The 21,894-nt window shown below is 56.4% G+C and carries 21 protein-coding genes; 15 read left to right on the top strand and 6 right to left on the bottom strand.

Annotation, left to right across the window (positions count from 1 at the left end; all coding sequences use genetic code 11):
- Genes F3J26_RS20350 through F3J26_RS20340 form a run of 3 tightly spaced genes read left to right on the top strand, consistent with a single transcriptional unit; the run spans position 1 to position 3,233 of the window.
- Positions 1 to 951: a 2-dehydropantoate 2-reductase gene (locus F3J26_RS20350; protein WP_166995679.1), complete on the top strand. Its 951-nt coding sequence runs from the start codon at positions 1 to 3 to the stop codon at positions 949 to 951.
- A gap of 9 nt (positions 952 to 960) precedes the next feature.
- Positions 961 to 1,809, top strand: a complete 849-nt coding sequence (locus F3J26_RS20345; protein ID WP_166995677.1) for a helix-turn-helix transcriptional regulator — start codon at positions 961 to 963, stop codon at positions 1,807 to 1,809.
- Between the two features lie 50 nt (positions 1,810 to 1,859).
- The gene (locus F3J26_RS20340) at positions 1,860 to 3,233 is read left to right on the top strand and encodes an MFS transporter (protein ID WP_286180342.1); all 1,374 of its coding nucleotides are present in this window, start codon (positions 1,860 to 1,862) and stop codon (positions 3,231 to 3,233) included.
- 3 nt (positions 3,234 to 3,236) lie between these two features.
- Here F3J26_RS20340 and F3J26_RS20335 read toward each other — a convergent pair whose 3' ends face one another.
- Positions 3,237 to 4,268 (bottom strand): SDR family oxidoreductase, encoded by a 1,032-nt coding sequence (locus F3J26_RS20335; protein ID WP_166995675.1) that lies wholly within the window; start codon positions 4,266 to 4,268, stop codon positions 3,237 to 3,239.
- Positions 4,269 to 4,349: 81 nt separating this feature from the next.
- On the opposite strand from F3J26_RS20335, the gene F3J26_RS20330 reads away from it, so the two are divergent.
- Positions 4,350 to 5,315 (top strand): AraC family transcriptional regulator, encoded by a 966-nt coding sequence (locus F3J26_RS20330; RefSeq protein WP_166995673.1) that lies wholly within the window; start codon positions 4,350 to 4,352, stop codon positions 5,313 to 5,315.
- A 90-nt stretch (positions 5,316 to 5,405) separates the two neighbouring features.
- Here the strand turns inward: F3J26_RS20330 and F3J26_RS20325 are convergent, their stop codons facing one another.
- Both F3J26_RS20325 and F3J26_RS20320 read right to left on the bottom strand, forming a co-directional pair.
- Positions 5,406 to 9,506, bottom strand: a complete 4,101-nt coding sequence (locus F3J26_RS20325) for an autotransporter outer membrane beta-barrel domain-containing protein (RefSeq protein WP_166995671.1) — start codon at positions 9,504 to 9,506, stop codon at positions 5,406 to 5,408.
- Between the two features lie 589 nt (positions 9,507 to 10,095).
- Entirely contained in the window at positions 10,096 to 10,710 is a 615-nt protein-coding gene (locus F3J26_RS20320; RefSeq protein WP_166995669.1) for a histidine phosphatase family protein, read from the bottom strand.
- A 66-nt stretch (positions 10,711 to 10,776) separates the two neighbouring features.
- Between F3J26_RS20320 and F3J26_RS20315 the strand changes: the two genes are divergently transcribed.
- The 3 genes from F3J26_RS20315 (at position 10,777) to F3J26_RS20305 (ending at position 11,882) form a co-directional block, all read left to right on the top strand.
- Positions 10,777 to 11,079, top strand: a complete 303-nt coding sequence (locus F3J26_RS20315) for a metalloregulator ArsR/SmtB family transcription factor (RefSeq protein ID WP_166995667.1) — start codon at positions 10,777 to 10,779, stop codon at positions 11,077 to 11,079.
- Between the two features lie 8 nt (positions 11,080 to 11,087).
- On the top strand, positions 11,088 to 11,612 hold the full coding sequence (locus tag F3J26_RS20310) for a rhodanese family protein (protein ID WP_008458218.1): 525 nt from the start codon (positions 11,088 to 11,090) through the stop codon (positions 11,610 to 11,612).
- A 90-nt stretch (positions 11,613 to 11,702) separates the two neighbouring features.
- Complete coding sequence (locus F3J26_RS20305; RefSeq protein WP_008458219.1) at positions 11,703 to 11,882, top strand: GDFGVC terminal motif YodC-like protein; 180 nt, start codon at positions 11,703 to 11,705, stop codon at positions 11,880 to 11,882.
- A 112-nt stretch (positions 11,883 to 11,994) separates the two neighbouring features.
- On the opposite strand, the gene F3J26_RS20300 is transcribed toward F3J26_RS20305, so the two are convergent.
- Positions 11,995 to 12,282 (bottom strand): DUF2623 family protein, encoded by a 288-nt coding sequence (locus F3J26_RS20300; protein WP_008458220.1) that lies wholly within the window; start codon positions 12,280 to 12,282, stop codon positions 11,995 to 11,997.
- A gap of 351 nt (positions 12,283 to 12,633) precedes the next feature.
- Between F3J26_RS20300 and F3J26_RS20295 the strand changes: the two genes are divergently transcribed.
- The gene (locus F3J26_RS20295; protein WP_008458221.1) at positions 12,634 to 13,089 is read left to right on the top strand and encodes an L-alanine exporter AlaE; all 456 of its coding nucleotides are present in this window, start codon (positions 12,634 to 12,636) and stop codon (positions 13,087 to 13,089) included.
- 43 nt (positions 13,090 to 13,132) lie between these two features.
- Here F3J26_RS20295 and F3J26_RS20290 read toward each other — a convergent pair whose 3' ends face one another.
- Positions 13,133 to 13,477: a DUF2002 family protein gene (locus F3J26_RS20290; RefSeq protein WP_008458222.1), complete on the bottom strand. Its 345-nt coding sequence runs from the start codon at positions 13,475 to 13,477 to the stop codon at positions 13,133 to 13,135.
- Positions 13,478 to 13,637: 160 nt separating this feature from the next.
- Here F3J26_RS20290 and F3J26_RS20285 point away from each other — a divergent pair, with 160 nt between their 5' ends.
- Positions 13,638 to 13,967, top strand: a complete 330-nt coding sequence (locus F3J26_RS20285; protein ID WP_008458223.1) for a DUF883 family protein — start codon at positions 13,638 to 13,640, stop codon at positions 13,965 to 13,967.
- Between the two features lie 71 nt (positions 13,968 to 14,038).
- On the opposite strand, the gene pdxR is transcribed toward F3J26_RS20285, so the two are convergent.
- The gene (gene pdxR / locus F3J26_RS20280; RefSeq protein ID WP_166995665.1) at positions 14,039 to 15,415 is read right to left on the bottom strand and encodes a MocR-like pyridoxine biosynthesis transcription factor PdxR; all 1,377 of its coding nucleotides are present in this window, start codon (positions 15,413 to 15,415) and stop codon (positions 14,039 to 14,041) included.
- An 87-nt stretch (positions 15,416 to 15,502) separates the two neighbouring features.
- Here pdxR and F3J26_RS20275 point away from each other — a divergent pair, with 87 nt between their 5' ends.
- The 6 genes from F3J26_RS20275 to F3J26_RS20250 all read left to right on the top strand — a co-directional run bounded on the left by F3J26_RS20275 (position 15,503) and on the right by F3J26_RS20250 (position 21,647).
- Complete coding sequence (locus F3J26_RS20275) at positions 15,503 to 15,934, top strand: carboxymuconolactone decarboxylase family protein (protein WP_166995663.1); 432 nt, start codon at positions 15,503 to 15,505, stop codon at positions 15,932 to 15,934.
- Positions 15,935 to 16,664: 730 nt separating this feature from the next.
- Complete coding sequence (gene nrdH, locus F3J26_RS20270; RefSeq protein WP_008458226.1) at positions 16,665 to 16,901, top strand: glutaredoxin-like protein NrdH; 237 nt, start codon at positions 16,665 to 16,667, stop codon at positions 16,899 to 16,901.
- Positions 16,898 to 17,308 (top strand): class Ib ribonucleoside-diphosphate reductase assembly flavoprotein NrdI, encoded by a 411-nt coding sequence (nrdI, locus tag F3J26_RS20265; protein ID WP_008458227.1) that lies wholly within the window; start codon positions 16,898 to 16,900, stop codon positions 17,306 to 17,308. Before nrdH ends, nrdI begins: the two co-directional genes overlap by 4 nt.
- Complete coding sequence (nrdE, locus tag F3J26_RS20260; RefSeq protein WP_166995661.1) at positions 17,281 to 19,425, top strand: class 1b ribonucleoside-diphosphate reductase subunit alpha; 2,145 nt, start codon at positions 17,281 to 17,283, stop codon at positions 19,423 to 19,425. Before nrdI ends, nrdE begins: the two co-directional genes overlap by 28 nt.
- 34 nt (positions 19,426 to 19,459) lie before the next feature.
- Positions 19,460 to 20,422 (top strand): class 1b ribonucleoside-diphosphate reductase subunit beta, encoded by a 963-nt coding sequence (gene nrdF, locus F3J26_RS20255; RefSeq protein ID WP_166879019.1) that lies wholly within the window; start codon positions 19,460 to 19,462, stop codon positions 20,420 to 20,422.
- 34 nt (positions 20,423 to 20,456) lie between these two features.
- Positions 20,457 to 21,647 (top strand): alginate lyase family protein, encoded by a 1,191-nt coding sequence (locus F3J26_RS20250; protein ID WP_166995658.1) that lies wholly within the window; start codon positions 20,457 to 20,459, stop codon positions 21,645 to 21,647.
- Positions 21,648 to 21,894 lie beyond the last annotated feature (247 nt).

Raw genomic sequence — 21,894 nt, 5'->3', positions numbered from 1 at the left:
ATGAAAATACTGGTGGTTGGGGCAGGTGCAATCGGGGGTTATTACGGCGCAAGGCTGATTCAGGCCGGCGCTGACGTGACTTTTCTCGTTCGGCCAAAACGGGCTGAGCTGCTGGCAAAGCAAGGGCTGCGGCTGGAAAGCAGTTTGGGCGATTTTAACGCCCCGGTTAACGCAGTCACCCGGGAGAGCCTCCGGTCGGAATACGATCTGATTTTGCTCAGTTGCAAAACGTACGATCTGCAGGCGGCTATCGAGGACATTACGCCCGCAGTTGGCCCTTCTACCGCCATTTTGCCTTTCCTCAATGGCCTCTCGGTTTACGACGAGCTTGACGCTCGTTTTGGCCGCGACCGGGTGCTCGGCGGCGTGGCTTATATTGCCACCACGCTTAACGCCAACGGCGACATCAAACAGATGGGTGCGGCGGATCAAGTTGTTGTCGGCGCGAGATCGCCCGCAACGCTTGATGCAGCAAAAGCGGTTTACGCGCTTTTAGCCTCTTCCGCAGGCGCACGCGCCCTGTCAGATAACATTATGCAGGCGCTCTGGAACAAATGGGTGATGCTGGCTTCCGGCGCGTTAATGAACTGCCTGATGCGTGGCACGGTGGGAGATATCATGGCGACACGGGACGGAGAGGCGCTGATGAAACAGGCGATTTCGGAGAGCCTGAGCGTCGCCACAGCGGAAGGCTATGCGCTACCGCAGACGGAAATCACCAGCATCGAAGAACGCCTGCTGGATCCACAATCCGCCTGGGCCGCCTCGATGAGGCGCGACATTGCCAGCAACGCGCCACGCCTGGAAGGTGATGCGATTGTCGGCGATATGATTACCCGCGCCACTCGACACGGCCTGAACGTCCCCCTTTATCGGGCTGCGTACTGCCATCTCCAGGTTTACGCCCACCAGCACACGCCAGGCGCGGCGGCCCAGCAGCCGTTCAAATAACGAGGTCATATGGAGCTTCTCGCCAACGAGTGGACACAGTTCGTCGCGGCGCCGTCGCAGGGGCTCCAGGGCCTGCACGCCCATTTTAATAAGCACCGCTACGAGCGCCACTCCCACGATTACTTTGTGATCGGCACTATGGACGTCGGGGCCTCTAAAGTGGGGCTGGGCCGCGGCTCGATTATCGCGCCTGCCGGCAGTGCGATGATCGTGAATCCGGGGGATGCCCACGACGGCAGCGTTTATTCCGAGCAGGGCTACACCTACAGCATGCTCTACGTCCAGCCCTGGGTTGTGGACGGCATTGCCCACGAGCTGGAACTGGATCCCGGCCACGGACTGTGCTTCACCAGCCCGGTCCTGAGCGATCCTGATATCGTCGCCAGGCTGCAAACGCTACACCGCACGCTGTTTCAATCGCAGGATAACTTAGCGCTGGAAGTGCTGCTGATTGACGCGTTGAAGCCGCTGCTAAGCCGCTATTCCACCCGCCGGTTTACGCCGCAGGAAGAACGCCGCGAGCCGCGAATTGCCAAAGTCCGCGACCTGATTCATGCCAGCTTTGCCTCCCCGCTGACCACGGAAGATATGGCGCAGGCATCCGGCCTGAGCCGGGTTCGGCTGAACCAACTGTTTCGCGCCGCTTATGGCCTGTCGCTGCACGCCTACCTCAACAGAGTCCGCATGGACTCCGCCAGGCAAATGCTCCGCGCGGGCCAGCCTGCTTCGGACGTCGCCACCGCCGTTGGCCTGTTCGATCAAAGCCATTTGATTCGCCGCTTCAAAGGCTGCTTCGGCATCACGCCCGCACAATTTGTTAGCGCTCATTTTTCAGATATCCAATACGGCCGCCGCTGACGTTTTCATACTCCTGCGTTTTAAGGTTCTTACTTTCTTCGGAGCAGAGTATGTCTCATTCCACGGATTCACCATCCGTCAGCCAGGCCAGCGCGCGAGTGTCCGCCTGGGTCATGATTGTGATTGGCGCGGGAAGCGTGCTGTCGTCGCTCGATCTGTTTGTCGTCAACCTCGCTTTCCCGGCTATTCGCGATAGCTTTGCCGGAGCCACTAACCAGGCGCTGTCCTGGGTGATCAGCGCGTATTCCATTGCCTTCGCTGCGTTTCTGGTGCCCGCAGGCCGAATAGCGGATATTTACGGCCGCAAGCGTATCTTCAAGGCAGGTCTGGCGGTGTTTTCAGTGGCGAGCATAGCCTGTGCTTTTGCCCCGGATGTTATCTCGCTGATTTGCGCGCGGGGCCTGAAAGGCATTGGCGCCGCGCTGATGATCCCCACCAGCCTGGGGCTGTTGCTGGCGGCGTATCCAAAAGAGCGCCATAAGCAAATGGTAGGGATTTGGGCCGCTACCGGCTCAGTTGCCGCCGCACTTGGCCCAATGCTCGGCGGAGCGCTGGTGAATATCGACTGGCGATTGATCTTCCTGATCAACCTGCCGGTGGCAATCCCGGCGCTGTGGCTGAGCAAGCACCTGACGGAAACGGAGGTCGTAAAGAGCCGTTTCCCGGATATTCTCGGCTCGCTAATGCTGGTTGCGGGGCTTGCGCTGCTGGTGGCCGGGATCTCCTGGGCCAGCGACTGGGGCCTCGCCAGCGCCAGGCTCTGGACGGTGTTGGGCGGAGCGTTCGTCTTCCTGACACTGTTCGTTCGTCGCTGCCTGACGCAGCCTTCCCCGGCGCTCGACCTGCGGGTATTCCGCGTGCCTGCGTTTACCCTGGCCACGCTGGGCATGGCCTTTTTCTACATGGGATTTGCCATCATGCTGCTGGGCGGTAGCCTGTATCTGACCCAGGTCTGGCACTGGCCGACCGTCGAGGCAGGCGCCGCTTTTGGCCTCGGCCCTGGCACCGCCGTGGTTGCCTCGCTGATCGCGGGCAGAACGGGGTTCTCCCCTAAAAAACTCACCATCGCCGCCGGTATTTTATATGTAATAGCCGGCCTCTGGTGGTACAGCGCCCTTAGCGCCGAACCGGACTATCTGCTGGCCTATCTGCCTGCGCTGATGCTGACCGGAGCCGGAGCGGGTATCGGCCAGACGGGGTTTATCGCAGGCGGTACGGCGGCGCTCCCGGCGCAGCAATATGCCACCGGCACCGGGATCATTAACACCTCGCGGCAAATTGGGGCCGCCATAGGCGTGGCGGTGTTTGTGGCCGTGTCCGGCAGCGCCGTTGCCAGCGAGCAGTACCACACCGCGTGGCTGCTGATGTCGCTTTTCGGGCTTATCGCCTTGCTGTCAGCGCTGCTGCTAAGCGCGAAGCGGTAGCCTTTATTTTTCCAGTAAGCCCAGGCGAATAAAACTTTCGGCGGTGGCCACAATAGCTTCTTCCGGGGAACGCGGTGCCCAGCCGAGCAGGTTCACCGCTTTCGCATTGGTCACGTCCATGTTGACGCCCAGCAGAGTCAGCGATCCTTTCATGCCCGGATTTTTGTGCGCCGCCAGGCGCACCATCCAGTCGGGCAGCGCGAGGGTGGAGACTTTGCCGGCGGCTTCGCCGAGGTGTTTACGCAGGATTTTCGCCACCTCAACCATCAGCAGGCTGTGGCCAGAGCTGGCAAGGAAACGCTCGCCGTTGGCGGCAGGATGCGTCATCGCCAGCCAGTGCAAATCGGCCACGTCGCGCACATCCACAAAGCAAGAGTTGATGTTCGGGTTGCCTTTTTGCCCATCCAGCATGTTTTTCACCAGCCGCGTGGAATGGGAAAAATCAGGCCCCAATACCGGCCCCATTACCGCCACCGGGTTCACCGCCGATAACTCCAGGCCACGCCCTTCTTTCTCCACAAAGTCCCAGGCGGCTTTTTCCGCCAGCGTTTTCGATTTCTGATAGGGCCACACTTTGCCGGACACGTCGCTCCAGTCCGTTTCATCAAACGGGCGGCGATGGCTTGCCGGATGCCCGACGCCAACGGCCCCAAAGGCTGAGGTGAGGACGACGCGCTTAACCCCGGCAAAGCTTGCGGCGCGGAGCACTCGCAGGTTGCCGTCTACCGCAGGTTTGATCCAGTCTTCGTCGGTGGCGTGGTTGCCTGAAGGCGTCGGCGATGCGCCATGCATCACGTAGCGGCACCCGGCCATCGCTTCAGCCCAGCCTTCATCCGCCATTAAATCAGCGATGAAAAAGGAGAGGCGCTCTCCGGGCTCGCAGCCGCCCTCTTTCAGGTTTTGGAGCACTTCTGCTTTGCGGTCCGCGGAACGTACGGTGGTGCGAACTTCATAGCCTTTTGCCAGCAGGGTAATGATGCAGTGCTGGGCAATAAATCCGGTTCCACCGGTAACTAATACAATATCTTGTGTCATGCTTTGGTCATCTGTGGCCTGGCAAGCAGGCAGCATACGTTCACTTGCTGCGCAGAATAACGCCGGTCAGGTGGATTTTGAATGCTTGATAGTCCGTTCTACTTGCGCGATAGTACGGAAATGCACACCGATCCTTTTTCTGAAATCCTCAAATTTGCCGACGCCGAGTCGCTGGTCACCGGCGGCTTTACCGCGGGCGGCGACTGGGCGCTTCACTTCCCACCTCCGGACAAAATTAAGTTCTTCGCCATCGTCAAAGGCAGTTGCTGGGTGATGCTCGAAGGCCATGCGGAACCGATTTATTTTTGCACCGGCGATGTCGGCCTGCTGAATGCCAGGCGGGCGTTTATTGTCGCCAGCTCACCAGAGATCAAACCGGTCGATGCGATGAGCGTTTTTAAGGCCGGAGAGCGGAACTACGCCGCTCTGGGAGAAGGGAAAGAGTTTGAGTATATGGGCGGCCACGTCCTGCTGGATCCCCATCGCGGGCAGATGCTTGCTCAGGTGTTGCCGCAGTGGATTCACATCCCGGCCGCATCCCCGCAGGCGGCGTCTTTCCGCTGGCTGCTCGATCAGCTGATTGCCGAAAGAGAAACGGCCCAGCCCGGCACCCAGCTCGCCTCCGCGCAGCTTTCGCAGTTGCTGTTTATTCAGATCCTTCGTGCCCATTTGCAAACCAGCAGTTCGCTTCCGGCAGGTTTGCTACGCGCATTGGGAGATGCCCGCCTAGCCCCGGCGCTGCAGCTTATCCACACCAACCCGGCTCGGAACTGGCGCCTGGAAGATCTCGCCCAAGCCTGTGCGATGTCGCGCACCACATTTGCGGAGTATTTCCGTAACGTATCGGGCATTACGCCTGTGGCTTATCTTACCCAGTGGCGTATGCGGCTGGCGGAGAAAGCACTGCGCGAGCAGGCAGACCAAATTGCCATGGTGGCCCAGTCCCTCGGCTACACCTCCGAAAGCGCTTTTAGCAACGCCTTTAAGCGCGAAACCGGGCTGTCACCCAGAGCCTGGCGTAACGCCGCTCGCAACACGGTAAGTTGAGAATAAAAAAACGCCGCACAGTGGCGAGAAGGGGAAAAAGGTCTTTTTATGAAAAAACGGCCGGGTTATTCCGGCCGCTTTGTTGGTTTATCAGAACCCGTATTTCACGCCGATCATCGCGGAGGTGTCGTGGTAGCCTTTGTCGCCGATTTGCTGGGCAACACCGCCCCACATATTGAGATCATGGGAAATCTGCCCCTGCACGCCAAGTTTGAGCTGGCCGATGTTGCGGACGCCCTCTTCATTGAGCAGCTTATCCCCCATTCTCACGCCAAAGTTTTTGGTGTTATGCAGCCAGTCTGCTTCTACATAAGGCTTGAATTCACGCCCTTTGCCGTCGTCCTCTGTACGGTGGCCGCGCAGATATAACCGTACGCCAAGGCGAGACTGTAGGTTACCCTGGCCGCTGTCCTGCACGCGAGTGCCGTTAGCTTCCGTATGTTCAGCGCTGTGAACGCCCATCCAGGTCAGCTGCGCCTGAGGTTCAAGGTAGACGGCCTGACGCTCGCTTTCGCTAAGCAGCATGTTATAGCCGCTTTCAAGCGACGCGGTGAAGCCGCGGCTCTTGTAATCCTCGTTCGGCAAATCATCACCGCTGACGCGGTTGTTAAACCAGTTGTACATCACCCAGCCGTCAACATAGACGCCTTCGCGGGAAACGGCGTTCTGGTACCAGGTGCCGTAAGCCCCGACGCTGTAACCGTCCAGCTCGGACTCAGAGCGATAGCCGGTCAAATTTGAACGTGAGTTGCCCTGCACGTTGCCATAGCCTGCCATCAGCCCAGCGCCCCAGCGGTCGGTCTGATTGCTGGTGCCGTGCAGGAATTCATTCCCCAGTTGCGCAACGTAGCGGTTGGCGCTGGAGCTTACCTGGCCTTCCCCGGTGCGGAAGCGGTTCTGCCCGCCCTCCTGACGCAGCCAGAAAGTGCTGCGGGCCATGCCGCGTTCATCCAGCGGGGCATGGTATTCTGTGGCACCTTCGCGATCGTCCAGCGTCAGGTTGAAAAGCGTATTCGCCGCCGTCAGGTTCACCAGATAGCTGCCCGCCTCAGGCCGATAAACCGGCACCGGATCGGGCTGGATCGGTGGTACCGTAGGCCTGACAGGATCGACTGGTGGTGTCACAGGATCAACAGGCGGTTCCGGAGGTAGATTGCTCATAGAGGTCAGATACCAATTCTGCCCCTTCTGCACCAGGCTGTAGTCCCATGCCCCGGCAACAATACGCCCGGATTGAGTGAATACGCCTGACGCAGAGTTGCCGCCCACGGCCACCACTTCTATCCCCTGCTGTGTTTCAGCCCCCTGGCCGCCAACGTTGTTGACCGCCAGCACGGTTGAACCAGACGTCGCCCCCTGAATCACTAGCTTGTCAGTGACAGATGCATCATCCCCCAACACGGTATTCACGTTCAGTTGGCTGTCGGTACCGCCTGTATAATCGCCGCCGACATTCAGTGTGTTACCGACGATATCAGCACTGCGAGAAAGATTCACAAGTCCGCTGTTATTCAGATCGCCGCTCACAGTGAAACTGGCTGCGTCGTCGTTTGTCTGCTGCGGGCTGCCGATGGTTAAGGTACTGCCGGTTTCCAGCGTGGCTGCGCCGATACTGCCCGTACCAGAAAGCAGAGTCGCGCTCTTAGCCCTAACATCGCTGACCAAAGATCCCGTCACGTCCAGGCTCCCTTCCGCCAGCGTGGTCGCGCCGGTGTAGGTGCTGTCCCCGGTCATGGTCAACGCCCCGCTGCCAAGCTTGGTCAATGCCCCGCTGCCGGTCACGCCCTGATTGATGGTTGTATTGAACCCCTGAGTGTCCAGCGTCCCACCCGCGTTTTCCAGCGTGATGGGGCGCTCTAAATCAAAGCTATTAGTTACCTGCAGCGTACCACCGTCGAAGGTCAACAAACTGGTGTCGGCCCCCAACGCACCGTTCTGCGCAATCTGTAAAATGCCGGCGTACAAAGTCCAGGGCGTGGCCGCTGCCGTGGTATTGTTCAATACCCAAGTGCTCGCCCCCGTTTTATGGAAGTGCTCGAAGCCCTGGTACTGGGCATTGTCGCCAATACTGACGGCATCGAACTGGCTATTGGCATCACCGCCCAAAATAAGCGTGTCATCACCGCCGATAGCCTGCACGGTGCCCTGCACGTTATAGCCGTCACGCAGCTCCAGGGAGTTGGTTCCGCCGTTAAACAGAATGGCCTGCGAGTGGTTTTGCCCGTTGAAATCCAGCCCACCGCTGATGGTTCCGCTGTTGACGATAGTCATATCGCTGCCGCTGATCCCGACTCCACCGATGCCAATATCCCCGACGCCGTTTATTCCGCCTGCTGTACCGGGTTCACCGCCGTTACCGCCCGAAATCCTGCCGGTATTAACGACGCTCCCGCCGCCGGAGGTCATGCTGATCCCAGCGCCACCAGCGCCACCGGCATTACCGCCCCCGCCTCCCCCGCGGTTACCCGTGCCGCCAAGGATATCGCCGTTATTTATGACCTGACCGCCAGCGCCAATCAGGACGCCACTCCCGCCTTGACCGCCGGTACCGCCGCGGCTGGTATCACCGCCGCTGCCGCCCCCGGTTCCCCCCAGGCCACCGGTGATACTCGCGCCATTGTCGTTAGTCAGCGTACCGTTGCCGTCAATGGACAAGCCGTTCCCGCCTTTTGCGCCGATCCCGCCGCCGGAGGTCGGGCTGTTGCCGTTCGCCCCCGCGCCACCGTCTCCGCCCACAAACGCGCTGTGGTTGGTCACGCTCCCGGCTCCGACAATGGAGACTGCATCACCGCCTGCGCCACCTACGCCGCCGCCGCCCGCAGAATCATCCCCACCTTTACCGCCGGTGACGACGCCGCTGGATTCATTGATAACATCGCCGCCACCGTTGATTTTAATTCCAATGCCCCCGGCACCGGAGTCACCGCCCTGTGAGGTACTTAAGTTCCCGCTACCGCCGCCGCGGTTGCCGAGCCCGCCGGTCACTTCGCCGAAGTTACTGACGCTGCCGCCGCCTTCAAGCTCGATCCCGCTGCCGCCTTTCCCGCCGTCACCGCCGTCACCGCCGCTGAGATTATCCCCGGTACTGTTAGAGTTACCGCCGCCACCGGTCCCGGCGTTGCCACCGATAATATGGCCGCCATTGTTATTAATGACGTTGCCGCTGCCTTTAACCGTAATCCCGCTGCCGCCGTTGCCGCCTGCAGAACCATACCCTACAACGCCTGTTCCCTGGCCAGACTCAACCGCCCCGCCGTTACCACCGTCGCCGCCGCCGCCGCCCAGGATTCTGCCGCTGTTGGTTATCGTACTGGTGTCGCTCAGCCAGACCCCGCTCCCGCCTTCGGCCGCCTCACCGCCGCTTCCGCCAACGCCGATCACATTGGCGTTGCTTTTGGTGTCGGCATTAGCCGCAAGGCCGCCCGTGGCCCCCCGCCCACCGGTAATTTCCCCGGTGTTAGTGACATTCCCGCCCTGGGTCAACATGACGCCATCCCCGCCCGCGCCGCCTGCTCCACCGCTGCCGCCGTGGAGCGTTTCTCCCGCCGTCGTTTGGTCGTTTGCCGCTGCGCTTCCGGTGTTACCCCCGGTACCACCGTCGCCGCCGGTGATGGAACCGCCGTTGGTATAGCTGCCCGTGCCGGTGATCAGCACGCCAGCGCCACCGTCACCACCGTCACCGCCGTTACCCCCGTTGCCTGCATCGGCCACGTCCGTGGTATTGCTGCCGCCGTTGCCTCCCCGACCACCATTTCCGCCTGTGATATCGCCGCTATTGCTACCGCTGCTGCTGTTCAGCACCGACCCGGCTGAGCCGCCACCGCCGCCGCCGCCGGCAGAACCGCTGCCGTTGGTGGCTGTCCCGTCTGGCTGCTGGCCTGTGCCTCCGGTAGCGGTGCCTGGAGGGAGTGAATTATCCACGCCATTCACGCTTCCTGCGCCGCCATTTTCCCCCTGGCTGCTCCCCTGCCCACGCTCACCGGAACCACCGTCACCGCCGTTGCCGCCGATGCCCGTTGTGGTATCCATTGTGCCGCCACCGCCGCCCTGAGCGCTGTCAGAAGAGGTCGCCGGGCCACCGGTCTGGCCATCTGCGGCAAACGTTAGCTGTGGAATGGCGCTTAATAAGGCGGCACTGATAGCGGTGGCAATCAAGCGTCGCTTGCCGGGGTTCGGTAATATACGGGGCATTTGCATCCTCTTTAACTCTGCGGAGTCTGTTGATTCGAAATATCAGAAACAGGCGTGCAACAATTTATTTAAAATTGCCTTCGGGTTTTAAAAGACGAACGAAAACAACTTTCAGATGAAAGATAAAATCACTAAAAAATGTTTCTGGTGTTAATTTAATGTAATTACAAAAACACCAGAGCGATGACGAAATTAACATTTCACGGCCATATATTTCATGAAAAAAATTTATTTCGACGACTAATTTTAACACCGCAAAAATAGACTTAAGCAAAACTAAATTGTATTACAATTTGATTTGACGCATGGAATGAATAATAAGGAGAATTTGAGCGAGGATAAAAACTGATGTTCTAAGACAAAAAACACAGAGTAACTAATTGTTTTTATTTACCTTAAAACCATTAAACACCCATAGGCGTGAAATACTCAAAAACGACAACTTACAGATTAATCCTATTAGCAAGTGAGCATTAATTTTGTTTTTGAAAGCAAAAAATCAATTTAGCTATCAAAAAAACATGAATAAAAACCCTGACTTCAGTGCAACAAATAAACCATTAACAAGTTTAAAAAGCCCCAGCAAAGTCTATTTAATATCACGTAAATGCGTCGCAATCCCCCACTTAACCAATTTGATACATTCACCTTCAATATTCATGATGCTATAACTGCAGTTTTGATGTCCATATTGTCTGAGATCGTCGGTAATTAAAGCGCCTTTCAATTGCCAGAGGACAATTTCCAAAGCATGGCCGTGAGTCACAATAATCACCGTGTCGTTCCGGTGGCGTTCATTCAAATCGTTCAGGCAGGAAAACAGGCGGCGACTAACGTTATCCAGGCACTCCCCTTCAGGAGTCACCCGGTGCGGCTCGCCCGATAGCAGGGTATTAAACAGCCCGGGATGTGTTTTTTGCGCCTCGATAACATTTAGCCCCTGGAGTGGGCCAAAATCACGTTCCTGTAGACGTTCATCCACGGTTGTCTGGCTGCGCAATTCACTGGCCAGCACATTAGCCGTGCCCTGTGCACGCAGCGCCGGTGACGTATAAATATGGGGGGCGGATAAATCGGCCAACTCGGCAGCCAGCGCAAAGCTCTGCCGGAGCCCCCGCGCCGTGAGCTGGCTTTCCAGCCTCCCCTGAATAATCCCCTGTTGATTCCCCTCACTTTCTCCATGCCTTACCAGAATTGCCCGCACGCTCTTTCCTTTGTTGAAAATTTAATTTAGCATTTACTAAATTTAGCGTTATCTAAAGTAAAAATCATGACACCTGAACTTTCCCAGCTTCAGTCCAGTGCGGACGAAGCCGCCAAATTGCTAAAAGCCATGAGTAATCCCCGGCGTTTGCTGATCCTCTGCCTGCTGCTCGACTCCCCAGGCACCGGGGCCGGAGAACTTGCCGCCGCCGCAGGATTGAGCCCCTCAGCGACCTCCCAGCATCTGACGAAAATGAAGGATGAAGGGCTCATAGCGCACCAGCGTAATGCTCAGCGTGTGCTCTATTTCATCAAAAATAGCGCGGTACGCGAAGTGATCGCGACGCTGAAAACCATTTACTGCCCCTGAGGAACATCATGACTATTTCATCCATCTTGCCAGAAGAAGCGAAAAAGCTCATTGCCGGCGGTGCCGCGCTGATCGACATCCGCGAACCGGATGAACATGCCCGTGAGAACATTCCAGAGGCGCATCTGATGCCGCTTTCCGCCATTGAAAACGGCGCCAGGCTGGGGCCGCTAGATCCTCACGACGTGGTGATTTTCCACTGTCAGTCCGGAATGCGTTCTTCTCAGCATGCCCAAAAGCTGGCGGCGCTTGCCGAACCGGCCCAGGTCATGCTGCTGGCCGGGGGCCTCGAAGCATGGAAAAAAGGCGGGCAGGAGATTCTGGCGGATAAAAGCCAGCCTCTGCCAATCATGCGGCAGGTACAAATTGTGGCGGGGACGTTAATCCTGCTTGGGGTCGTGCTCGGGTACAGCGTTAATAGCGGATTTTTCCTGCTTTCCGGCTTTGTTGGAGCAGGTTTGTTGTTCGCAGGTATCAGCGGATTTTGCGGTATGGCACGTCTACTGGCCTGGCTGCCGTGGAACCGGCGCTAGCGTATCTTGCTTTATCCGCCTCGATTTCTGATCTATGGTTATCAGGCGGCAAAACCGCATTAAATTCCCTTAGCATTCAGAGGTTTTTCTATGTTCAAACCAGGTGATGTGGTGCAGCCCAAACAGGGCGGCCCTAAGCTACAGGTGGTTGAGGTTCAGGGAGAAGATTTGATTTGCGTCCCGGCCGCGACCTTAGGTGCGGATCAACTGACGCTGAAAGCAGATTCGGTTTCGCTGTACCAGGAAGAAGGCGATTTCGGCGTTTGCTAAGCAACAAAAAACGGCGTGAGGTTAATCACGCCGTTCTTCTCAATAAAAGTGCCCCTGTCCTTGTCGTCGCCATTCATAAACAACCGGGCACGGCGGCAATCCAGGCCAGCAATCAATAGCCCTTCTCATAACCCGCAAAGAAACATCGAACCACAACGTCCGCGTTGACCTCTTTCAGAAAGTCAGCCACAGACTCTTTATCCAGCTGATAGCGGCGAGTTAACACCCCGGCTTCCCAGGCTGCACGCTGGCGATCGCCGGTCTGCTCGGCCATATGGTGAGTAAAGCCCAGCACAAAGCCGCGTTTGTAATCCGCGCAGAAACGCTCCACGTTAACTGCGCTGTCGGCCTGTCGGGCTTTCATTCCGGCCATCAGGCCCTTACCAAAATGGTTATCCATCAGCGACTCCTCATCACTCGCTATATAAATAATTATATAACGATTTTAAGCGCGATGGATATCCCTAAAACCCGGAGTTTTTGGGGGATGTTGTGCATTAAGAGGTAATTAAATCATCTCGTTGATAATCAATAAGAAATTAAAAACGGAACCACAAAATCAGGAAATGCCAGCGGCAAAGTGTGTTTCAACGCACTTTATCGACAAAAAACCTATAAATAAAAATTTATAGCTAATTGATGAAAACATTGCAGTGACATACTCTACGCCCAGTGATTTACATGTTTTATAACACCAATAATTAGCCATAAAAGTAGCGCAAGCGACTACTTTTAAACCGGAGTCAACATTATGTTTTCCCCTGAGTCACGCTTACGCCATGCCGCCGCAGATATTTTTGCAATGGTAGTGTATTGCTCGGTAGTGAACATGATGATTGAGATCTTCCTCTCAGGCATGACCTTCGAGCAGTCGCTCTCTTCCCGCCTGGTCGCCGTGCCGGTCAACATTATTATCGCCTGGCCCTATGGCTTCTACCGCGATGCCTTTATGCGTACCGCGCGCCGCATGACCCCGGCGAGCTGGGCGAAAAACCTGGCTGACGTGCTGGCTTATGTGACTTTCCAGTCCCCGGTTTACGTGCTGATTTTATGGAGCGTGGGCGCTGACTGGCACCAGATTGTGGCTGCCGTGACCTCGAACCTGTTGGTGTCGATGATGATGGGTGCCGCTTACGGCTACTTCCTGGATTTCTGCCGCCGACTGTTTCGCGTCAGCGGCCAGATGGGCGTGAAAGCGGGCGCCTGAGTCCCGGCATGCAAAGGCGACTGGCCTGAAGCCAGTCGTTCACTTATTCAGATTCGCCAAATAACCCTGTCAGATATCTTTCCAGCGCAATACGGGAACTGAAACCATGCGGAATACCGTAGTGCTCGTGCGTTTCGCCGGCAAGATAGAGCGGGAACTGCTGGTAGTGATCGCAGGTTTTCATCTCTGAAGCCGGTTCGGCCAGCGACTGGCTGCGCTCTCTCAGGGTAGGGTGAATAATCAGAGCGGTGCGCCCCATGCGCGCTTCGCGGTTAACATAAACGTAATTCTCACCACGACGGTAGCCGTAGGTTTTTGCCGTTACCACATCCATGGTAAAACCCGATTTCTCAAGCACTCGGGCCACCTCATCCGGTCGTAAATACATAGATTTTCCTCGTCATCATTTACTGCATCGCAACCATACAATAAGCAGCATTGGCAACGCTTTCGGAATTGTCCAGAAAGGCCGGCAAAGGCTTTGCGCCGCCCCATAACTAAAATCCATGGTCTACACTTAGCGTTACATCTTAAAAAGGGAGACAATAATGGCTAGCCGAGCAAACAAAAATAACGTTGACGATCAGGTAGACGAAATCAATAACGATGTCAGTCAGCTGGCAGATACGCTGGAAGATGTACTGAAATCCTTCGGCAGTGATGCGAAAGATGAAGTTGATGCCGCACGTAAAAAAGCCGAAGCGCTTCTGAAAGAGACCCGTGCAAGGATTAACGGTAATCAGGGCCGAGTGACGCAAGCCGCGCGAGATGCTGTTGGCTGCGCAGATTCCTATGTTCGCGACAAACCCTGGCAGAGCGTGGGGATTGGCGCGGCGGTAGGTATTGTCCTTGGGGCATTACTGGTGTCACGCCGCTAACCCCAGGCGTTTAACAGTCGATAAATGAGACTAAATGCGCGTTGTAACCCCGGCCCCATTCGCCGGGGTTTTTACTTTATGGCCAACCGCAGTTGAAGCGCATAGCGCTGGGCCATTTCATACGAACTGATATTGGTAAAACTCAGCAGCAAACCACCGGCCCCATGATGTTCAATTCGCCAGTGGCTGAGTGCCTGGACGGCAAGTCCTGCGGCTCTGGCTTTGCCCTCGATAATCAACTCGTCACCTTCGACTTGCATCACCATCTGAATGCCGCCTTCCTGAGGCACAACCGTAAACCCTTGCTCACGTAGCGCCTCCTCGAGCCATAACCGGCGTTCGGCGTAGCAATGACGCATTTTTTTTAAGTGCCGCCAGAAATGCCCTTCCCGCAAGAAGTCGGCGATAGCCTGCTGAATAAGTATTGGAGCGGTACAGGGTTGCCTGCGAGCCTGACGCTGAAAATCTTCTACCGCGTGGGAAGGCACCACCAGCCATGCAACACGCAGGGCCGGAAACATCGACTTACTGAAAGTCCCCGCGTAAATAACCCTCTGCGGGCTGTCCAGACTTTTTAACGGCGGCAAGGGCTTGCCGTGGTAGCGAAACTCGCTGTCGTAATCATCTTCAATGATCCAGCTTTGTTCCCGACTGGCCCATTCCAGCAGCGCGTGTCGCCGTGAAAGAGAGAGCGCCACGCCTGACGGACTTTGGTGCGCAGGCGTCAAAAGTGCAAAACGGGCATTGGGAAAATGGTTCACGCCGTAATCAACCTGCATGCCCTCATCGTCCACGGGGATCGCCCGGATCGCCATCCCCGCTTTTACAAAATCAGGCCGAACAAAGCGGTAGCCCGGATCTTCCAGCCAGATGCCATCCCCGGGCCGCGCAAGCGTGGCGAGGATCAGGGCAATACCAGCCTGGAAGCCGGGGGTAATAAAGATTTGCTCCGGCTGGCAGTCAATGCTGCGGGAGAAGCGCAGGTAATCCACAATCGCCTGCTTCAATGAGGCTTCCCCGCTGGGTTCCGGCAGCATCAGGTCAAAACGAGTTTGCTGCCGCAAACGCCGCCCCATAAGCCTCGCCCAAATAGCCCGGGGGAAGAGATCCAGCGCGGGCAGCCCCATCTGAAAAGGCCTGGGCGCGCCCTGCGGATGAGCGGCCGAAATGTTTTGACCACCGGGATCGTGCTTCACCGATGGACTCACAAAAGTGCCCGCCTGCCCACGTCGCTCCAGCCAGCCCTGAGCCACCAGGTCGCCATAAGCGTTCTCAACCGTGGCTCTGGCAACCCCCAGCTCTAGCGCCAGCGTCCGGCTGGACGGCAGGCGACTCCCTGCCGCCAGTTCACCGCTGTTTATCGCCTGCTTTAGCTGACGGGCAATTTGCTGGTAGCGCGGCTGAGCGGGATGAGAGGTCACGGTAAGCGGCGCAAATTTTTGTTTCATGGTCTGGTTTTTTAGTTAATTTATGGCTCTCTTTGATAGTCCATCATAGTGGTAAATTGTCCTCACACCAACCTGAGGAGCCACACCATGATCGAATTACGTCAGCCTTACTATGAACTCTCCCCCAACGTGATCAAACCGATGCGGCAGGCGCTGCAGGGGCTGGAAAATGGCCCCTTGAGCAACGAGCTGATCGAGCTGGTTTTCCTGCGTGTGTCGCAGATTAACGGCTGCGCCTATTGCCTGGAGATGCATGCCAAAGCGCTGCGTAAATCCGGCGTTGACCAGGTGAAGCTGGATTCACTGGCGGGCTGGAAAGTCAGCCACCAGTTTACGGAGAAAGAACGTGCGGCGCTGGCATGGGCAGAAGCGCTCACCCTGATTGCCGACAGCAATGCCGGAGATGATGTGTACCAGCCGCTGCTGCAGTTTTTCAGCGCCGAGGAGATTGTAGATTTGACCCTGGCGGCCAGCATGATGAATGCGTTTAACCGCGTTGCGATTGGGATGCGGCAGTAAGAGATTTTTTTGTCTTTGAGACACAAACACGTTCTATGTAGCCTGGAGAATATTACGTTCACTTCCAGGCCTGTTTGATATGCAGCCACTGTAACGGTGAGCGTCTTAGGGGAGTCACCGTCACTCCCCTAAGAACCCGGACTCCCGGCGAAATAAATCGCCTCTGTTTTATCTCCCAGTCCTGGGTCGGAGATAAAACAGAGGCGATTTAAGCCGGAGCCGAGCCTCGCTTTTAACCTGCAGCCACACGGGACGTTAACGTTGCTGCAAGTCTTACAGCCACGCCCTTGTTCCCGGCTCTCAGCGCCCCCGGTTATGACCCAACTCAGACGGGGTTGAGCTGTCGGGAACGAATCGCGAACGACCCCGAATGTTTGGGTGATAACCGGTGGGTTTACCGCTTCAGCGGCGATGAGCTCGCCGGGCGCCGGGGGTTGTCAGGAGGCATGGCGTAATGCCCCCTGACACGTTCACGTGCTTTCAACGTGCAGAGGAAACAGGATTACAAGTGACCGGAATCTCAACCGTTCTTTCATAGATAAAGCTCTTTCTACTGAAAAAGATCCCCCTTCCCCTACACTTTTCAACCCCCTACAAAAAATCACAGAAACACTATATCTTGCGTGGTTGCAAATTTTAAAATCAACATCTAGTATTTCTTTCAGTATGAACACACCACCCGCTGTCCACTTTATGCGGCGTTCCATTATTCTAAAGGGAAATACGAATCATGCGCATTACTATTTACACTAAAGATGACTGTGTTCAGTGTCATGCTACAAAACGGGCGATGGAGAGCCGGGGTTTTGCCTTCGACATGATCAACCTTGATCAGTATCCGGAAGCGGCTGACGACCTGCGGGCCAAAGGCTTTCGTCAGCTGCCGGTGGTGGTGACCGAAGCCGAAAGCTGGAGTGGTTTTCGCCCGGATATGATCAATCGCCTGTGCGTTGCTGCCAGCGCATGAGCACCCTCGTCTACTTCTCCAGCGAGTCGGAAAACACCCTGCGTTTTATCGAACGCCTGGGACTGCCCGCCTTACGCATTCCCCTGGAGGTAAAAGCGCGCCTGGAAGTGACGGAACCCTACATTTTAATCGTGCCCAGCTATGGCGGCGGCGGCATTGCCGGGGCGGTACCGCCGCAGGTGATCCGCTTCCTGAACAACCCGAACAATCGCGCGCTGATCCGCGGCGTGATCGCCAGCGGTAACCGCAGTTTTGGCGAAGGGTTTTGCCGGGCCGGGGACGTCATTTCACAAAAATGCCAGGTGCCTTACCTCTACCGTTTTGAGCTACTGGGCACCCCGCAAGACATCGACAACGTGCGTAAGGGAGTAAGCGAATTTTGGCAACGACAGAAGCAGTCCGTTTAGCAACGGAAAGCGTGGACTACCACGCCCTGAACGCCATGCTCAACCTCTATGACAAAGAGGGAAACATCCAGTTTGATAAAGACAAACGGGCCGTGGAAAGCTTCTTTGCACAGCACGTCTTACCGAACACCGTCAGCTTCCCTAGCCGGCAGGCGAAGCTGGACTATCTGGTGGCCGAGCACTATTACGACGATGCCGTGCTAACCCGCTATTCGCGCCCGTTTATCCTTGAACTGTTCGACAGAGCGCACGGCAGCGGCTTTCAGTTCCAGACCTTTTTAGGCGCGTGGAAGTACTACACCAGCTACACCCTGAAAACCTGGGACGGGAAGCACTATCTGGAACATTTCCCGGATCGCGTTTGCATGGTGGCATTGACCCTGGCGCAGGGAGATGAGCCGCTTGCCACACGCCTGATGGAAGAGATGCTCAGCGGCCGTTTCCAGCCTGCCACGCCAACGTTCCTCAACTGCGGTAAGAAGCAGCGGGGCGAGCTGGTTTCCTGCTTCCTGCTGCGGATTGAAGACAATATGGAGTCGATTGGCCGCGCGGTTAACTCGGCGCTCCAGCTGTCCAAACGTGGCGGCGGCGTTGCCTTCCTGCTTTCCAACCTGCGTGAAGCCGGGGCGCCCATCAAACGCATTGAAAACCAGTCATCGGGCGTGATCCCGGTAATGAAGATGCTGGAAGACGCGTTTTCCTACGCCAACCAGCTTGGCGCACGCCAGGGCGCGGGCGCGGTTTACCTCAACGCGCACCACCCGGATATCCTGCGCTTCCTCGATACCAAGCGGGAAAATGCCGATGAGAAGATCCGCATTAAAACGCTGTCGCTCGGGGTGACTATTCCGGATATCACCTTCCAGCTAGCCAAAACCAATCAGCAGATGGCGCTGTTTTCGCCTTACGACGTGGAAAGAATCTACGGCAAGCCGTTTGGCGACATCAGCGTCAACGATCTTTATCAGCAAATGGTGGAGGACGATCGGATTCGTAAGAGCTGGATCAACGCTCGCGACTTCTTCCAGACGCTGGCGGAGATCCAGTTTGAGTCCGGCTACCCGTACATCATGTTTGAGGACACGGTTAACCGGGCCAACCCGATTGCCGGGCGTATTAACATGAGTAACCTCTGCTCGGAAATTTTGCAGGTAAACAGCGCCTCGACCTACGATGAAAACCTGGATTACGCGCAAACGGGCAAAGACATATCCTGCAACCTTGGTTCGCTGAACATCGCCCATGCCATGGACTCTGAGGATTTTGGCCGCACCGTGGAGACCGCCATTCGCGGCCTGACGGCGGTGTCTGATATGAGCCATATTCGCTCGGTGCCGTCGGTTGAAGCCGGGAATGCCGCCTCCCACGCTATTGGCCTCGGGCAAATGAACCTGCACGGCTACCTGGCGCGCGAGGGCATTGCCTACGGCTCAGCCGAAGGACTGGATTTCACCAATATCTACTTCTACACCATCACCTGGCACGCGCTTCGCGCTTCCAACGCTTTAGCCCGGGAGCGACAGCAGCGTTTTGCCGGTTTCGAACAGTCGCGCTATGCCAGCGGCGAATATTTCCGACAGTACCTCGAACAAACGTGGGAGCCAAAAACGGAGAAAGTCCGGGCGCTGTTTGCCAAAGCAGGGATTGCGATTCCAGGGCGCGAACAGTGGCAGCAGCTATGCGACGACGTACGCGAGCACGGCCTGTATAACCAGAATTTGCAGGCTATCCCGCCGACGGGATCAATCTCTTACATCAATCACGCGACTTCGAGCATCCACCCGATTGTCTCCCGGATTGAGATCCGTAAAGAAGGTAAAACCGGGCGTGTGTACTACCCCGCCCCGTTTATGACCAACGACAATCTTGAGTTTTACCAGGACGCCTACGATATCGGCCCGGAAAAGATCATCGACACCTACGCCGAGGCCACCCGACACGTTGACCAGGGGCTTTCGCTGACGCTGTTCTTCCGCGATACCGCCACCACCCGCGACATCAATAAAGCGCAGATTTATGCCTGGAAGAAAGGCATTAAAACGCTCTACTACATTCGTCTGCGGCAGCTGGCGCTGGAAGGCACAGAGGTGCAGGGCTGTGTGTCCTGCGCGCTATAACGCAAAGTACCAGGCTAAAGGACAAGGAAAGAAAATGACGCAACTGACGCGCGTAAGCGCCATCAACTGGAACAAAATCGAGGACGATAAAGACCTCGAGGTCTGGAACCGCCTGACCAGTAACTTCTGGCTGCCGGAGAAGGTGCCGCTCTCTAATGATATTCCGGCCTGGCAATCGCTCAGCGAGCAGGAGCAGCAGCTCGTTATCCGCGTGTTTACCGGCCTGACGCTGCTGGACACTATTCAGAATACCGTGGGTGCCCCCGCGCTGATGGCCGATTCGCTGACGCCACACGAAGAGGCGGTGATGTCGAATATCAGCTTTATGGAAGCGGTGCATGCCCGTTCCTACAGCTCGATATTTTCTACGCTCTGCCAGACCAAAGATGTGGACGCCGCCTACGACTGGAGCGAGCAGAATGAAGCCCTGCAGCGTAAAGCCTCGATTATTCTGGGCCATTACCGGGACAACGACCCGCTGAAGAAGAAAATTGCCAGCGTATTTCTCGAGTCCTTCCTGTTTTACTCCGGCTTCTGGCTGCCGATGTATTACTCCAGCCGCGGCAAGCTGACCAACACCGCCGATCTCATTCGGCTGATCATCCGCGACGAGGCGGTGCACGGCTACTACATCGGCTACAAGTACCAGAAAGCGCTGGCGCAGCAGAGCCCCGAGCGCCAGACCGAGCTGCAAAACTTTGCCCTCGATCTGCTGATGGATCTCTACGATAACGAGCTGGCGTACAGCGAAACGCTTTACCGTGAACTGGGCTGGGAAGACGAAGTGAAGGCGTTTCTGAGCTACAACGCCAATAAAGCGCTAATGAACCTGGGCTACCAGGCGCTGTTCCCGGCGGAGATGGCGGAAGTTAACCCGGCCATTCTCGCGGCGTTGTCCCCCAATGCCGATGAGAACCACGATTTTTTCTCCGGCTCAGGCTCCTCCTACGTAATGGGCAAGGCGGTGGAAACCGAGGACGAGGACTGGGATTTCTAGTAATCTGGCCGTTGAGCATTTTGCGAGGTGGCCTATGTCGTTATTTCGTTGTTCTGTTTTGGCGCTGCTTTGCGGCAGCGCACCGTTAGCCTTTGGCGCCCCGCTGCTGCTGGACACGGCACAGCTGGCGCACAGTAAGCAAGAGATTAGCCAGCAAAACCCGGCCCTGATGCCCGCCTGGCAAGCCCTTAAGCATAAAGCCGACCAGGCGCTAATTCATCCGCTCTACAGCATCACCCAAAAAAGCCCCGGCGCACCGGCAGGCGATCCTCACGACTATTACAGCTTTTCTGACTACTGGTGGCCCGATCCTAAAAGCCCCGACGGCCTGCCGTGGGTGCGAAAAGATGGCCAGATCAATCCCGTCGCCGTCGGCAAGCAAAGCGATAAAGCCCGCCTGAACAGCATGACCGATGACGTATGGAATCTGGCGCTGGCCTGGCAGCTATCCGGTAAAGATACCTACGCGGAAAAAGCCCGCCAGCAGCTGGTGAATTGGTTTATCACGCCGGAAACCCGGATGACGCCGAATCTCGCTCACGCCCAAACCATTCCCGGGAGAAAAGGCGTGCGCGGCACTGGTATTCTCGACGGACGCGGCTTTGTGCGGCTTATTGATGCCATTGAGCTGCTGCACGACGGCGGAAAGCTGGATGATAAAACCTGGCGCTCGCTCAGGCAGTGGTACCGGGATTATTACCAGTGGCTGACCACCAGCGAAAACGGCCAAAAAGAGGCTGCGGCTGAAAATAATCATGGCACCTGGTACGACGTTCAGGCCGCCGCGATTGCCCTGTGGCTGGGGGATAAGGACGCGGCCAAACAGCGTTTGATTTCTGCCACCCAGCGCATTCCGGTGCAATTTGACGCCAAAGGCGTGCCGGTGACGGAAATTGAGCGCACGCGTTCCTGGCACTACAGCAACTTTATTCTCGATGCCTGGAACCCGTTAGGGCTGTTGGGTGAAAAAGTTGGGGTCAACGTCTGGCAGGCCAAAAGCGGTGAACACAGCCTGCAAAATGGCTACCTTTACATCGCCCAGTTTGTCGATAGCCAAACCCCGTGGCCGTACCCCAATATCGAGCCGTTCAAGCCCGATGAGGCGCTGGAAAATATGGTGACCGCGGCACATGCCTGGCGGGAAAATAATACATTTAAAGACAAAGCCCAATGGCTGCTTAACCGGAATAAAACTGCCGTCATTAATTTAATTGCTCAGCCGTAATACGCCTGTCATTTCAGCCTGAATCACCCAAATTCAGGCTGAATATTCACCTCATTGACAAAAAATATTCCACCGCACTTATTCCCTCTCAGGCCAGTGCTCATGGGAAATTTCTCCCACATTCATCGCGCGGATATTTTGACATCACAGAATCGAGGGTTGCCTCAGATTCTTAGTATGTTAGGGTATATACCGGTCATTATTTCCATCAGGAATCATCTATAAATAAATTAAATACAGGAAGCCG

The sequence above is a fragment of the Enterobacter sp. Ap-867 genome (assembly GCF_011752855.1).
Taxonomy (GTDB): Bacteria; Pseudomonadota; Gammaproteobacteria; order Enterobacterales; family Enterobacteriaceae; genus Cedecea.
This window is presented reverse-complemented; position numbering and strand designations above follow the sequence as displayed.

What these genes read in the sequence shown, in the direction of transcription:
- F3J26_RS20350 (WP_166995679.1), top strand. Translation starts at nt 1, where the DNA reads ATGAAAATACTGGTGGTTGGGGCAGGTGCAATCGGGGGTTATTACGGC.
- F3J26_RS20345 (WP_166995677.1), top strand. Translation starts at nt 961, where the DNA reads ATGGAGCTTCTCGCCAACGAGTGGACACAGTTCGTCGCGGCGCCGTCG.
- F3J26_RS20340 (WP_286180342.1), top strand. Translation starts at nt 1,860, where the DNA reads ATGTCTCATTCCACGGATTCACCATCCGTCAGCCAGGCCAGCGCGCGA.
- F3J26_RS20335 (WP_166995675.1), bottom strand. Translation starts at nt 4,268, where the DNA reads ATGACACAAGATATTGTATTAGTTACCGGTGGAACCGGATTTATTGCC.
- F3J26_RS20330 (WP_166995673.1), top strand. Translation starts at nt 4,350, where the DNA reads ATGCTTGATAGTCCGTTCTACTTGCGCGATAGTACGGAAATGCACACC.
- F3J26_RS20325 (WP_166995671.1), bottom strand. Translation starts at nt 9,506, where the DNA reads ATGCCCCGTATATTACCGAACCCCGGCAAGCGACGCTTGATTGCCACC.
- F3J26_RS20315 (WP_166995667.1), top strand. Translation starts at nt 10,777, where the DNA reads ATGACACCTGAACTTTCCCAGCTTCAGTCCAGTGCGGACGAAGCCGCC.
- F3J26_RS20310 (WP_008458218.1), top strand. Translation starts at nt 11,088, where the DNA reads ATGACTATTTCATCCATCTTGCCAGAAGAAGCGAAAAAGCTCATTGCC.
- F3J26_RS20305 (WP_008458219.1), top strand. Translation starts at nt 11,703, where the DNA reads ATGTTCAAACCAGGTGATGTGGTGCAGCCCAAACAGGGCGGCCCTAAG.
- F3J26_RS20300 (WP_008458220.1), bottom strand. Translation starts at nt 12,282, where the DNA reads ATGGATAACCATTTTGGTAAGGGCCTGATGGCCGGAATGAAAGCCCGA.
- F3J26_RS20295 (WP_008458221.1), top strand. Translation starts at nt 12,634, where the DNA reads ATGTTTTCCCCTGAGTCACGCTTACGCCATGCCGCCGCAGATATTTTT.
- F3J26_RS20290 (WP_008458222.1), bottom strand. Translation starts at nt 13,477, where the DNA reads ATGTATTTACGACCGGATGAGGTGGCCCGAGTGCTTGAGAAATCGGGT.
- F3J26_RS20285 (WP_008458223.1), top strand. Translation starts at nt 13,638, where the DNA reads ATGGCTAGCCGAGCAAACAAAAATAACGTTGACGATCAGGTAGACGAA.
- pdxR (WP_166995665.1), bottom strand. Translation starts at nt 15,415, where the DNA reads ATGAAACAAAAATTTGCGCCGCTTACCGTGACCTCTCATCCCGCTCAG.
- F3J26_RS20275 (WP_166995663.1), top strand. Translation starts at nt 15,503, where the DNA reads ATGATCGAATTACGTCAGCCTTACTATGAACTCTCCCCCAACGTGATC.
- nrdH (WP_008458226.1), top strand. Translation starts at nt 16,665, where the DNA reads ATGCGCATTACTATTTACACTAAAGATGACTGTGTTCAGTGTCATGCT.
- nrdI (WP_008458227.1), top strand. Translation starts at nt 16,898, where the DNA reads ATGAGCACCCTCGTCTACTTCTCCAGCGAGTCGGAAAACACCCTGCGT.
- nrdF (WP_166879019.1), top strand. Translation starts at nt 19,460, where the DNA reads ATGACGCAACTGACGCGCGTAAGCGCCATCAACTGGAACAAAATCGAG.
- F3J26_RS20250 (WP_166995658.1), top strand. Translation starts at nt 20,457, where the DNA reads ATGTCGTTATTTCGTTGTTCTGTTTTGGCGCTGCTTTGCGGCAGCGCA.